Below are 12,424 nucleotides of genomic sequence, written 5' to 3'. Positions count from 1 at the left end.
AATTAAGAACGTTCCAGTTCGATGTCCAGGCCCAAGGAACGAATTTCCTTGACCAGCACATTGAACGATTCCGGCATGCCGGCTTCGATCGAGTGTTCGCCCTTGACGATGCTCTCGTACACCTTGGTACGGCCCACCACGTCATCGGACTTCACTGTCAGCATTTCCTGCAGCACATAAGCAGCGCCGTAAGCTTCCAGCGCCCACACTTCCATTTCACCGAAACGCTGGCCACCGAATTGGGCCTTGCCGCCCAGCGGCTGTTGCGTCACGAGCGAGTACGGACCGGTGGAGCGGGCGTGCATCTTGTCGTCGACCAAATGGTGCAGCTTCAGGTAGTGCATGTAGCCGATGGTGGTCGGACGCTCGAAGCGCTCGCCAGTGCGGCCATCAAACAGGTATGCCTGCGTACGCGTATCGGTCAGGCCCTTGGCCTTGGCGATGTCGTCCGGATAGGCCAGCTTCAGCATGTCCTTGATTTCGGCTTCGGAAGCACCATCGAACACTGGCGATGCGTAAGGCACGCCGGTGCGCAGGTTGTCCGCCATCTTCATGACCTCGTCGTCGGACAGCTGCGTCAGTTCTTCCTTGCGGCCGCTCGAGTTGTAGATCTGCTCCATCAGCGCGCGAATTTCTTCGGCACGTGCGTGGTCACGCAGCATCGCGTCGATACGGTGGCCCAGACCCTTGCCGGCCCAGCCCAAGTGCACTTCCAGCACCTGACCGATGTTCATGCGCGATGGCACGCCCAGCGGGTTCAGCACGATGTCGGCGGTGGTGCCGTCTGCCAGGTAAGGCATGTCTTCCACAGGCGTGATCTTGGAGACCACACCCTTGTTGCCGTGACGGCCGGCCATCTTGTCACCAGGCTGCAGACGACGCTTGACGGCCAGGTACACCTTGACCATCTTCAGCACGCCCGCTGGCAGCTCGTCGCCTTGCGTGAGCTTCTTGCGCTTTTCTTCGAACGCCAGGTCGAACGCGTGACGTGTCTGCTCCAGCGCGTTTTTGATGGATTCGAGCTGGGTCGCGACGGTGTCGTCGGCAGGACGGATGTCGAACCAGTGGAACTTGTCCACTCCGTCGAGGTACGCCTTGTCGATCTTCGTGCCCTTGGCCAGCTTTTGCGGGCCGCCGTTGGCGATCTGGCCGATCAGCAGCTTCTCGATACGGTCGAACGCGTCGGCTTCCACGATGCGCAGCTGGTCGTTCAGGTCGAGGCGATAGCGCTTGAGTTCATCGTCGATGATCTGCTGGGCGCGCTTGTCGCGCTGGATGCCTTCACGCGTGAACACCTGCACGTCGATCACGGTACCCGAAGAGCCCTGATCCACACGCAGCGATGTGTCCTTCACGTCCGAAGCCTTCTCGCCGAAGATCGCGCGCAGCAGCTTTTCTTCAGGCGTCAGGGTGGTTTCACCCTTTGGCGTGACCTTGCCGACCAGCGTGTCGCCGGGCTGCACTTCCGCTCCCACGTAGATGATGCCGGACTCGTCGAGGCGGTTCAGTTGCTGTTCCGACAGGTTCGGAATGTCGCGCGTGATTTCCTCTGGGCCCAACTTCGTGTCGCGAGCCATCACCACCAGTTCCTCGATGTGGATCGAGGTGTAGCGGTCTTCAGCCACGATGCGCTCGTTGATCATCACCGAGTCTTCGTAGTTGTAGCCGTTCCATGGCATGAACGCGATCAGCATGTTCTGACCGATGGCGATTTCGCCCAAGTCGGTCGATGCGCCGTCAGCCACCACGTCACCCTTGGCCAGCTTGTCGCCCTTCTGGACGATGGGACGCTGGTGGATGTTGGTGTTCTGGTTGGAACGCTGATACTTGATCAGGTTGTAGATGTCCACGCCGACTTCGCCAGCAACGGCTTCTTCGTCGTTCACACGCACCACGATGCGGGTCGCGTCGACATAGTCGACCACGCCGCCGCGGGTTGCGGTCACCACGGTGCCCGAGTCAACGGCAGCCACGCGCTCGATGCCCGTGCCGACCATTGGCTTTTCAGGACGCAGAACAGGCACGGCCTGACGCGACATGTTGGCACCCATCAACGCGCGGTTCGCGTCATCGTGCTCAAGGAACGGAACCAGCGAGGCAGCCACGGAGACGATCTGCGCAGGCGACACGTCCATGTACTGAACGCGCTCGGCCGACACCAGAGTCGATTCACCCTTTTCACGGGCCGACACCAGGTCACCCGTCAGGCGGCCTTCTTCGTCCAGCTTGGCATTCGCCTGAGCGATGATGTACTTGCCTTCTTCGATGGCCGACAGGTAGTCGATTTCCATCGTGACCTTGCTGTCCACCACGCGGCGATACGGGGTTTCGATGAAACCGTATTCGTTGAGGCGAGCGTACAGAGCCAGCGAGTTGATCAGACCGATGTTTGGACCTTCAGGCGTTTCGATTGGGCAGACGCGACCGTAGTGGGTCACGTGCACGTCACGCACTTCGAAGCCGGCACGTTCGCGCGTCAGACCGCCCGGGCCAAGAGCCGAAACACGGCGCTTGTGGGTGATTTCGGCCAGAGGATTGGTCTGGTCCATGAACTGCGACAGCTGCGATGCACCGAAAAATTCCTTCAGGGCGGCGGAGATCGGCTTGGAGTTGATCAGGTCGTGCGGCATCAGCGGCTCTTGTTCCGCTTGACCCAGACGCTCCTTCACCGCCTTTTCGATACGCGCCAGACCGGTGCGGTACTGGTTTTCGGCCAGTTCGCCCACGCAACGCACACGGCGATTGCCCAAGTGGTCGATATCGTCGACTTCGCCCTTGCCGTTGCGCAGATCCACGAGGATCTTCACCACGGACAGGATGTCGTCGTTGTCCAGCACCATCGGGCCGGTAGCGCCATCGCGACCGACCTTGGCGTTGAACTTCATGCGACCCACGCGCGACAGATCGTACGTGTCTGGGTTGTAGAACAGACGCTGGAACAGCGCCTGCACGGCGTCTTCCGTTGGCGGCTCGCCAGGACGCATCATGCGGTAGATGGCAACGCGGGCAGCGAACTCGTCCACGGTTTCATCGATGCGCAGGGTCTGCGAGATGTAGGCGCCTTGGTCCAGTTCGTTCGTGTAGATGCACTGCACTTCACGCACGCCAGCCGAACGCAGCTTCTTGAGCAGCGCTTCGGTCAGTTCGTCGTTGGCCTTGGCGATGATTTCACCGGTGTCGGTGTCCACGATGTTGCGGGCAACCACGCGGCCGATCAGGAAGTCCTCGGGCACGCTCACGTGAGTCGTGTTGGACTGCTCCAGCTCGCGAGTGTGGCGCGCGGTGATGCGCTTGTCCTTGGCCACAACAACCTTGCCGGACTTGTCGGTGATGTCGAAACGGGCGACTTCACCCTTCAGGCGCTCGGGCACGAATTCCATCTGTGCGCCGCTGTCCATCAGGCGGAAGTTGTCGTTCACGAAGAAGTTCGCGAGGATCGATTCCGGGTTCAGGCCGATGGCCTTCAGCAGGATCGTCACAGGCATCTTGCGGCGACGGTCGACGCGGAAGTACAGCACGTCCTTGGGGTCGAATTCGAAGTCGAGCCACGAACCGCGGTAAGGAATGATGCGTGCCGAGAACAGCAGCTTGCCCGAGCTGTGGGTCTTGCCCTTGTCGTGTTCGAAAAACACGCCAGGCGAGCGGTGCAACTGAGACACGATCACGCGCTCGGTACCGTTGATGATGAACGAGCCCTTGTCCGTCATCAGGGGCACTTCGCCCATGTAGACTTCCTGCTCCTTCACTTCCTTGACCACCTTTGAAGAGGCAGTCGAGGATTCGCGGTCATAGATGATGAGCTGCACCTTGGCGCGCACGGCCGAGGCGAAGGTCAGACCACGGGTCTGGCACTCACGCACGTCGAAAGCAGGCTTGGCGAGGTTGTACTCGACAAACTTCATTTCGACGAAGCCGTTGTGCGACACGATCGGGAATGCAGCGTTGAATGCGGCCTGCAGGCCGTCATCACTGCGTTTTTGGGGGGCTGAGCCAGCTTGCAGGAATGCGGTGTAGGCATCACGCTGCATCTGCAACAGATAAGGCACTTTGAGCACACTGTCACGGCTGCCGAAGCTCTTGCGAATCCGCTTGCGCTCGGTGTAGCTGTACGTGGAAGTTTGGGCCATGAGATCTCCAGGCAAAGACATGAAACTGGTCTTCGACGACTGCCCTACAAGGCACACTTGTAGGCTTGGCGGTTGGCCACTACCAACCATGGCGGACGGCGATGCGTTGCACATCGCCCGAACCAAGGCACCTTCTGCTGTCGGATGAATCAGAAGGCACTAGAAAAAAGTTCTCTCGATGGGAACCGCTTTCTGGTGCGCTCTGGACACAATGGTCCGAAATTACCATCCCGATCTGACAACAAAACGACCGTCGTGGTCGTCAGACAAGGAGTCTTCCAGCTACAGGACAAACCCTTACGCTAGAAGCGCCAAAGGCTGGAGGCCCCTTTTGGAACCTCCAGCCCTCAAAACTGAGCGAATTACTTCAGTTCAGCCTTGGCACCTGCGTCCACCAGCTTCTTGGCAGCGGCTTCAGCGTCAGCCTTAGGCATAGCTTCCTTCAGAGTCTTGGGAGCGCCGTCGACCATGTCCTTGGCTTCCTTCAGACCCAGACCAGTGATTTCACGCACGGCCTTGATCACGCCAACCTTGTTGGCACCTGCTTCAAGCAGAACCAGGTTGAATTCAGTCTTTTCTTCAGCAGCAGCAGCGCCAGCGCCAGCGCCGCCAGCAGCGGGAGCAGCCATAGCAGCGGCGGACACGCCGAACTTCTCTTCAATGGCCTTCACCAGGTCATTGAGTTCCAGAACCGTCATGCTGTCGAGCGCGGTCAAGAATGCGTCTTTATCGAATGCCATTTTTATTTCCTAACAATTGGTTGATTTGAGGGTAACTGTGCGCTTTTCAATCAAGCGGCAACAGCTTCGCCTTCGCCTTCGCTCTTCTTTGCCGCCAGGGCGCCCAGCACAACGGCTGTACGCGAGATAGGCGACATGAGCAAGCCACAAATTTGAGCCAGCAGAACTTCCTTGGATGGAATGTTCGCCAGTTCCTTAACGCCGTTCACGTCCAGGGCCTTGCCACCGAATGCGCCACCGCGAATCACCAACTTGTCGTTGGTCTTCGCGAAATCGGCCACCACCTTGGCGGCGGCCACAGCGTCTTCGGAGAAGCCATAGATCAGAGGACCGGTCATCTGGTCGGCCACAACGTCAAACTGGCTGCCAGCCACAGCACGACGTGCCAGAGTGTTCTTCAGAACGCTCAGGGAAACGCCCTTGCTGCGTGCATCAACGCGCAGTTTGGTCATGTCAGCGACCGTGATGCCACGGTATTCCGCGATCACCAGCGTTTGAGCTTTTGCGGCGAGGCTGGTCACTTCATTGATGACCGCTTCTTTCTCACTGCGATTAAGACTCAAGGTCTACTCCTTCATTTGCGCACTTCGAACCGGGGTTCTCCATGCGCGCTTAAGTTTCAGCGACCAACTGTTGAGGAAAAATTTCTCGTTCCATCTGCAGCGGGATCGCCATCTGCGTTGGCATCTCTTCTCGATTTAAGTGCAGCCTGTCTTTCAACACCTGCACGCCAACGGTCTTGGATGACTCGATGCATCGCTGCATCGACCCACCACTGAGGCACTCTTGCGAGTGCCTCAAGATCTTTTCAAAGCAATTACGCTGCGATGGTCTGTGTATCCACACGGACGCCAACGCCCATGGTGGAGGACACAGCAACCTTGCGCAGGTACACACCCTTGCTGGTAGCAGGCTTGGCCTTGTTCAGAGCGTCAACCAAAGCGGCCAGGTTGCCCTGCAGCTTCTCGTTGTCGAACGAACGACGACCGATCGTGCCGTGGATGATGCCGGCCTTGTCAACGCGGAACTGGATCTGACCAGCCTTGGCGTTCTTGACGGCGGTAGCCACGTCAGGAGTCACGGTGCCCACTTTGGGGTTAGGCATCAGGCCACGTGGACCCAGGATCTGACCCAGGGTACCAACGATACGCATTGCGTCTGGAGCAGCGATCACCACGTCGAAAGGCATGTCGCCAGCCTTGACCATGGCAGCCAGGTCGTCCATGCCGACGATGTCAGCACCAGCGGCCTTGGCTTCGTCAGCCTTGGCGCCTTGGGCGAACACAGCCACGCGGGTGGTCTTGCCGGTGCCGTGAGGCAGAACGACAGCGCCACGAACCACTTGGTCCGACTTCTTGGCATCCACACCGAGTTGCACAGCAACGTCGATGGATTCGTCAAACTTGGCGGTAGCGGCTTCCTTCACGATAGCCACAGCGTCAGCGAATGCGTACAGCTTGGTGCTGTCAACCTTGCCGGCCAATGCTTTTTGCTTCTTGGTCAACTTTGCCATGATTACAGTCCTTCCACAGTCACGCCCATGGAGCGGGCCGAACCAGCCAGAGTGCGCACAGCTGCGTCCACGTCAGCGGCGTTCATGTCCTTCAGCTTGGTCTTGGCGATTTCTTCCAGCTGAGCGCGGGTGATCTTGCCGACCTTGGTCTTCAGAGGATTCGAAGAACCCTTGTCGAGCTTGATGGCCTTCTTGATCAGCACGGTGGCTGGAGGAGTCTTGATGACGAACGTGAAGCTCTTGTCAGCAAACGCCGTGATCACCACTGGCAGTGGCAGACCTGGCTCAACACCTTGAGTCTGCGCATTGAATGCCTTGCAGAACTCCATGATGTTCAGACCGCGCTGACCCAGCGCTGGACCGATTGGAGGAGATGGATTTGCCTTACCAGCTGGAACTTGCAGCTTGATAAAGCCGACGATTTTTTTCGCCATGGCTAATTTCCTTACGGGTCATAACGCAAGCCTCGTCATGGACAAGACCGGCTCCCCGGGGTTGCAGCTCGAACATGAAGTGATTGCCGGCACAGAGCTGTAAAGCGCCGACTCACCGATCTCTTGCGAGGATCAGGTCCTTGCAGAAGACTTATGTCTTCTCGACCTGAGCGAATTCCAGTTCGACCGGAGTGGAACGGCCAAAAATCATGACCGACACACGCAGACGACTCTTTTCGTAATTGACTTCTTCCACCGAACCATTGAAGTCGGTGAACGGGCCTTCCTTGACGCGCACCAGCTCACCCACGGTGAACTCGATCTTGTGACGCGGCTTCTCGGTGCCCTCTTCCATCTGGCTGACGATCTTCTGCACTTCGTCGTCAGAGATGGGCGCTGGACGGTTCTTGGAACCACCCACGAAACCCGTGACCTTGCTGGTGTGCTTCACCAAGTGCCAAGTGTCATCTTCCATCACCATTTCAACGAACACATAGCCAGGATACAGACGACGCTCGGTCGTCTTGCGCTGGCCATTCTTCATTTCGACCACTTCTTCGGTCGGCACGAGAATGCGGCCAAACTTGTCCTGCATGCCCGCGCGGGCGATGCGTTCGGTGATGTTGCGCTCCACCGCCTTTTCCATGCCCGAATAGGCATGCACGATGTACCAGCGCAGATCCGGATTGCCGGATGCGACAGGAGCAGGAACCGCCGCTGTCGCGCCAGCATTTTCCATGGCGTCATCAGTCATCAGTTACTTCCTCCAGCCGAGAATCAAATCGTACAAGACCCACTCAAGCGTCTTGTCCGTAAACCACAGGAACAAAGCCATGATCACCACGAAGGCGAACACATAGCCTGTCATCTGCAGTGCTTCCTTGCGAGTCGGCCAGACGACCTTGTGCACTTCCTTCCACGCATCGCGCGCGAAGGCCACAAACTGCTTGCCTGGTTCAGACACCAGAAACACCACAGCTGCCGCGACCAAGCCCACCAGCAACACCGCCCACTGCACGAGCGGGCCTTGCTTGGCGAGCACATAAAACCCTGCAATAGAGGCCAACACCAGCACGACGGCAAAGGCGAGCTTCGCCTTGTCCGCACCGGTACTAACAGTTTCAACCTGAGAAGTGGCCATAAGTGACTGCAATCATTCCTTGTTCCGGCGTCGCACAAGACGCCGAAGCCCGCCAAGACTTGGCGGGCTTTGAGCACCACCCTTAGGTGGCAGGGGCAGTAGGAATCGAACCTACAACCTTCGGTTTTGGAGACCGACGCTCTGCCAATTGAGCTATACCCCTACGATCTCACCAATTACGCGATGATCTTGGCAACCACGCCGGCGCCGACGGTACGGCCACCTTCGCGGATGGCGAAACGCAGACCTTCTTCCATGGCGATCGGGGCGATCAGCTTCACGGTGATGGACACGTTGTCACCAGGCATGACCATTTCCTTGTCTGCTGGCAGCTCGATGGAGCCGGTCACGTCAGTCGTACGGAAATAGAACTGTGGGCGGTAGTTGTTGAAGAAAGGAGTGTGGCGACCGCCTTCGTCCTTCGACAGAACATACACCTCAGCGGTGAAGTGAGTGTGTGGCTTGATCGAGCCGGGCTTGCACAGCACTTGGCCGCGCTCGACGTCTTCGCGCTTCGTGCCGCGCAGCAGCAGACCCACGTTGTCGCCAGCTTGACCTTGGTCCAGCAGCTTGCGGAACATTTCCACGCCAGTGACCGTAGTCTTCTGGGTGTCCTTGATACCGACGATTTCGATTTCTTCGCCGACCTTGACGATACCGCGCTCGATACGGCCTGTCACCACGGTACCACGACCGGAGATCGAGAACACGTCTTCGACTGGCATCAGGAAAGCACCGTCCACAGCGCGCTCAGGCGTTGGGATGTAGGTGTCCAGAGCTTCGGCCAGCTTGTCGATGGCTTGTTCGCCCAGAGCGCCCTTGTCGCCTTCCAGAGCCAGCTTGGCGGAACCGCGGATGATCGGGGTGTCGTCGCCTGGGAAGTCGTACTTGTCGAGGAGTTCGCGAACTTCCATTTCGACCAGCTCGAGCAGCTCTTCGTCATCGACCATGTCGCACTTGTTCAGGAACACGATGATGTAAGGCACGCCCACCTGACGGGCCAGCAGGATGTGCTCGCGGGTCTGGGGCATTGGGCCGTCAGCAGCGGAGCAAACCAGGATAGCGCCGTCCATCTGGGCAGCGCCCGTGATCATGTTCTTCACATAGTCAGCGTGGCCTGGGCAGTCAACGTGAGCGTAGTGGCGGTTGGCCGTTTCGTACTCGACGTGAGCGGTATTGATGGTAATACCGCGAGCCTTTTCTTCGGGTGCAGCATCGATCTGATCGTAAGCCTTGGCTTCGCCGCCAAACTTCTTCGACAGAACGGTAGCGATAGCAGCCGTCAGCGTGGTCTTGCCGTGGTCAACGTGACCGATGGTACCGACGTTGACGTGCGGCTTGGTCCGCTCGAATTTTTCCTTTGCCATTTCTTGACTCCGAAAACTTACACCTGAAAATAAAGGCGCTACCCGAACGGACGCACCGGAAACTTGTGGTGCCCATGGCGGGAATCGGACCCGCGACCTCTCCCTTACCAAGGGAGTGCTCTACCACTGAGCCACATGGGCAACTTCACAGCGCATTGCGCTTAACTCTTCTCACAAACCAGCTATGGAGCGGGAGACGGGAATCGAACCCGCGTCATTAGCTTGGAAGGCTAAGGTTCTACCATTGAACTACTCCCGCTTGATCTATCGATCAGCGTCGCACCCCAACAAGGACCTCGGCTCTCATAATTTGGTGGAGGGGACTGGATTCGAACCAGTGTAGGCGTAAGCCAACAGATTTACAGTCTGCCCCCTTTAGCCACTCGGGCACCCCTCCGGAGAATTTGCAATTATAGCAGCTTTTTTGGTTTAGCCAAGAAAACTCCAAAATACTTTGAAATCTTCGGCTCCATCGAAGCCCATTCAACTGCAGCATGCATTGTAGCGTCTCTTCAGACCCTCTCTCGGGAAAATGCGAAGAGAAATGCAAGGAAATCGGCATTTTTCTCTTGCCCCTCACCGCAAGGCTCTTGCCCATGCAGCAAACACATCTGTTGCCTCTCGTATCGACATGACGACCCACTGAATCAAGCCACATCGCCACAGAGAGCGCTACAACGGCTGAGAAATTTCCTCATCGATTGAGCATCCATGCCGCAGCACCCATCAGTCCAGTCCGGCCACTTCGATACCCATCCACACAGAGCCAAGGGCTTCACACTGGTGGAGTTGCTGTGCGCAGTCACCCTTCTGGGAATCGTCGTCACCCTGGCGGCGCCAAACTTCTCCGCCCTCATACAAAGAATGCGTGTTCGCCAAGCCGTCATGGAGCTCAAGGGCGCACTCTACGTGGCCCGCTCCGAAGCCGTTCGCCGAGCCGAAGACATCAAGCTTCGCAAAAGAGACTCGGCCGAAGGGAAAAACTGCACCGGCACAGCGAACGATTGGAGTTGTGGATGGATTGTTTTCCTCGACAACGATGGCGATGCAAGCTACAGCGAGACAAACACCGGCGAAGCGGATGAGCTGCTTCGCTCATTTCCCGCACCGATCGACACGACGGTTCGATTCACCAGCAATGCATCCGTGCTGACCGTCAATCGCTGGGGCACGATCAATGGCGTAGGTGCGGGCTTCGTTGTCTCGCCCCAATCACCAGGAAGCTCAGATTTCGTCATCACGGTCTGCGTCTCGACTGGCGGAAGGGTTCGCACTGTACTCGATGACCATTGCTCTTGATGCCAATTTGGCGCGGAGTGCACCCGGAGCTCTGGGGATGGCCAGGCGTGGCGGCAAAGCCCGCCTGCACCCGATGCGGGGATAGTTGTTGGCGCGCTGTCGACCTAGCGAGCCGAGAGCGGGAGGTCTTTTGGCTTCCGCAAAGCGCAAAGCAAAACGCCCTCCACTCTTTCGAGTTGGAGGGCGGCTTGGGCTGTAAGAGCCTGACGATGACCTACTTTCACACGGGAACCCGCACTATCATCGGCGCGAAGTCGTTTCACTGTCCTGTTCGGGATGGGAAGGAGTGGTACCAACTTGCTATGGTCATCAGGCATAACTTGGTGTCGTGGAGCCTTGTGGCTTCACAACGAATTCATAGAATCTCAATCAGCTGAGGTTTTATTCAGATTGTGCTGAACTTAATTTGATTGCGTACTTGGCATAACTACAAGTCTTTGATTGTATCAAAGTTATAGGGTCAAGCCGCACGGGCAATTAGTACTGGTTAGCTTAAAGCATTACTGCTCTTCCACACCCAGCCTATCAACGTCGTGGTCTACAACGACCCTTCAGGGGGCTCGAGGCCCCGGCAGATCTCATCTTGAAACGAGTTTCCCGCTTAGATGCTTTCAGCGGTTATCTCTTCCACACATAGCTACCCTGCGATGCCACTGGCGTGACAACAGGTACACCAGAGGTGTGTCCACTCCGGTCCTCTCGTACTAGGAGCAGGCTTCCTCAAATCTGCAGCGCCCACGGAAGATAGGGACCAAACTGTCTCACGACGTTTTAAACCCAGCTCACGTACCTCTTTAAATGGCGAACAGCCATACCCTTGGGACCGACTACAGCCCCAGGATGAGATGAGCCGACATCGAGGTGCCAAACACCGCCGTCGATATGAACTCTTGGGCGGTATCAGCCTGTTATCCCCAGAGTACCTTTTATCCGTTGAGCGATGGCCCTTCCATACAGAACCACCGGATCACTATGTCCTGCTTTCGCATCTGCTCGACTTGTCAGTCTCGCAGTTAAGCACGCTTATGCCATTGCACTATCGTCACGATGTCCGACCGTAACTAGCGTACCTTCGAACTCCTCCGTTACACTTTGGGAGGAGACCGCCCCAGTCAAACTGCCTACCATGCACTGTCCCCAGTCCAGATAATGGACCTAGGTTAGAACCTCAAACACACCAGGGTGGTATTTCAACGTTGGCTCCATGTGATCTAGCGACCACACTTCAAAGCCTCCCACCTATCCTACACAGATCTGTTCAAAGTCCAATACAAAGCTACAGTAAAGGTTCATGGGGTCTTTCCGTCTTTCCGCGGGGAGATTGCATCATCACAAACATTTCAACTTCGCTGAGTCTCAGGAGGAGACAGTGTGGCCATCGTTACGCCATTCGTGCAGGTCGGAACTTACCCGACAAGGAATTTCGCTACCTTAGGACCGTTATAGTTACGGCCGCCGTTTACTGGGACTTCAATCAAGAGCTTGCACCCCATCATTTAATCTTCCAGCACCGGGCAGGCGTCACACCCTATACGTCCACTTTCGTGTTTGCAGAGTGCTGTGTTTTTAATAAACAGTCGCAGCCACCGATTTTTTGCAACCCCATTCAGCTCCGTTTGTTCAACTTCACCTACTAGGGGCATACCTTCTCCCGAAGTTACGGTATCAATTTGCCGAGTTCCTTCTCCTGAGTTCTCTCAAGCGCCTTAGAATACTCATCTCGCGCACCAGTGTCGGTTTGCGGTACGGTCGTCAATAGCTGAAGCTTAGTGGCTTTTCCTGGAAGCAGGGTATCACTCACTT

At 57.1% G+C, this 12,424-nt stretch carries 9 protein-coding genes, 4 tRNA genes and 2 rRNA genes (1 of these 15 running past the window's edge); 1 reads left to right on the top strand and 14 read right to left on the bottom strand.

The features are described 5' to 3' along the window. Positions 1-2 precede the first annotated feature (2 nt). The 12 genes from rpoB to G7048_RS13870 all read right to left on the bottom strand — a co-directional run bounded on the left by rpoB (position 3) and on the right by G7048_RS13870 (position 9,719). On the bottom strand, positions 3-4,127 hold the full coding sequence (gene rpoB, locus G7048_RS13925; protein ID WP_166068714.1) for a DNA-directed RNA polymerase subunit beta: 4,125 nt from the start codon (positions 4,125-4,127) through the stop codon (positions 3-5). Between the two features lie 362 nt (positions 4,128-4,489). Then, a complete protein-coding gene (gene rplL / locus G7048_RS13920) occupies positions 4,490-4,867 on the bottom strand; it encodes a 50S ribosomal protein L7/L12 (RefSeq protein WP_166068713.1) in 378 nt (125 codons plus the stop codon). Between the two features lie 50 nt (positions 4,868-4,917). Then, positions 4,918-5,430, bottom strand: coding sequence for a 50S ribosomal protein L10 (gene rplJ / locus G7048_RS13915; protein WP_166068712.1), 513 nt, complete (start codon positions 5,428-5,430; stop codon positions 4,918-4,920). Positions 5,431-5,684: 254 nt separating this feature from the next. Further along, a complete protein-coding gene (gene rplA / locus G7048_RS13910) occupies positions 5,685-6,380 on the bottom strand; it encodes a 50S ribosomal protein L1 (RefSeq protein ID WP_166068711.1) in 696 nt (231 codons plus the stop codon). Positions 6,381-6,382: 2 nt separating this feature from the next. Next, positions 6,383-6,814, bottom strand: a complete 432-nt coding sequence (gene rplK / locus G7048_RS13905) for a 50S ribosomal protein L11 (RefSeq protein WP_166068710.1) — start codon at positions 6,812-6,814, stop codon at positions 6,383-6,385. A 151-nt stretch (positions 6,815-6,965) separates the two neighbouring features. Continuing rightward, positions 6,966-7,553 carry a transcription termination/antitermination protein NusG gene (gene nusG, locus G7048_RS13900; protein WP_166070970.1) on the bottom strand — a complete coding sequence of 196 codons (588 nt, stop codon included), beginning with the start codon at positions 7,551-7,553 and terminating at the stop codon, positions 6,966-6,968. Between the two features lie 18 nt (positions 7,554-7,571). Beyond that, a complete protein-coding gene (gene secE / locus G7048_RS13895; RefSeq protein WP_166068709.1) occupies positions 7,572-7,955 on the bottom strand; it encodes a preprotein translocase subunit SecE in 384 nt (127 codons plus the stop codon). Between the two features lie 87 nt (positions 7,956-8,042). Beyond that, positions 8,043-8,118, bottom strand: a tRNA-Trp gene (locus G7048_RS13890). Between the two features lie 13 nt (positions 8,119-8,131). Further along, positions 8,132-9,322, bottom strand: a complete 1,191-nt coding sequence (gene tuf, locus G7048_RS13885) for an elongation factor Tu (protein WP_166067931.1) — start codon at positions 9,320-9,322, stop codon at positions 8,132-8,134. A 66-nt stretch (positions 9,323-9,388) separates the two neighbouring features. Further along, positions 9,389-9,463: transfer RNA gene (locus tag G7048_RS13880), tRNA-Thr, on the bottom strand. 44 nt (positions 9,464-9,507) lie between these two features. Next, positions 9,508-9,581 (bottom strand) — tRNA-Gly (locus G7048_RS13875). 52 nt (positions 9,582-9,633) lie between these two features. Beyond that, positions 9,634-9,719: transfer RNA gene (locus G7048_RS13870), tRNA-Tyr, on the bottom strand. A 314-nt stretch (positions 9,720-10,033) separates the two neighbouring features. Here G7048_RS13870 and G7048_RS13865 point away from each other — a divergent pair. Then, positions 10,034-10,621, top strand: coding sequence for a GspH/FimT family pseudopilin (locus G7048_RS13865; protein ID WP_166068708.1), 588 nt, complete (start codon positions 10,034-10,036; stop codon positions 10,619-10,621). Between the two features lie 201 nt (positions 10,622-10,822). Here G7048_RS13865 and rrf read toward each other — a convergent pair. Both rrf and G7048_RS13855 read right to left on the bottom strand, forming a co-directional pair. Beyond that, a 5S ribosomal RNA gene (gene rrf / locus G7048_RS13860) occupies positions 10,823-10,935 on the bottom strand. Positions 10,936-11,077: 142 nt separating this feature from the next. Beyond that, positions 11,078-12,424: ribosomal RNA gene (locus tag G7048_RS13855) — 23S ribosomal RNA — on the bottom strand (it continues 1,532 nt past the right edge of the window).

The sequence above is a fragment of the Diaphorobacter sp. HDW4B genome (assembly GCF_011305535.1).
Classification (GTDB): Bacteria; Pseudomonadota; Gammaproteobacteria; order Burkholderiales; family Burkholderiaceae_C; genus Diaphorobacter_A.
Note: the sequence above shows the minus strand (reverse complement) of the source record. Positions and strands in the feature narration are given on the sequence as shown.

Bases quoted from the DNA above. Each gene is read 5' to 3' on its own strand.
- rpoB (WP_166068714.1), bottom strand. From the start codon at position 4,127: ATGGCCCAAACTTCCACGTACAGCTACACCGAGCGCAAGCGGATTCGC.
- rplL (WP_166068713.1), bottom strand. From the start codon at position 4,867: ATGGCATTCGATAAAGACGCATTCTTGACCGCGCTCGACAGCATGACG.
- rplA (WP_166068711.1), bottom strand. From the start codon at position 6,380: ATGGCAAAGTTGACCAAGAAGCAAAAAGCATTGGCCGGCAAGGTTGAC.
- rplK (WP_166068710.1), bottom strand. From the start codon at position 6,814: ATGGCGAAAAAAATCGTCGGCTTTATCAAGCTGCAAGTTCCAGCTGGT.
- nusG (WP_166070970.1), bottom strand. From the start codon at position 7,553: ATGGAAAATGCTGGCGCGACAGCGGCGGTTCCTGCTCCTGTCGCATCC.
- secE (WP_166068709.1), bottom strand. From the start codon at position 7,955: ATGGCCACTTCTCAGGTTGAAACTGTTAGTACCGGTGCGGACAAGGCG.
- tuf (WP_166067931.1), bottom strand. From the start codon at position 9,322: ATGGCAAAGGAAAAATTCGAGCGGACCAAGCCGCACGTCAACGTCGGT.
- G7048_RS13865 (WP_166068708.1), top strand. From the start codon at position 10,034: ATGCCGCAGCACCCATCAGTCCAGTCCGGCCACTTCGATACCCATCCA.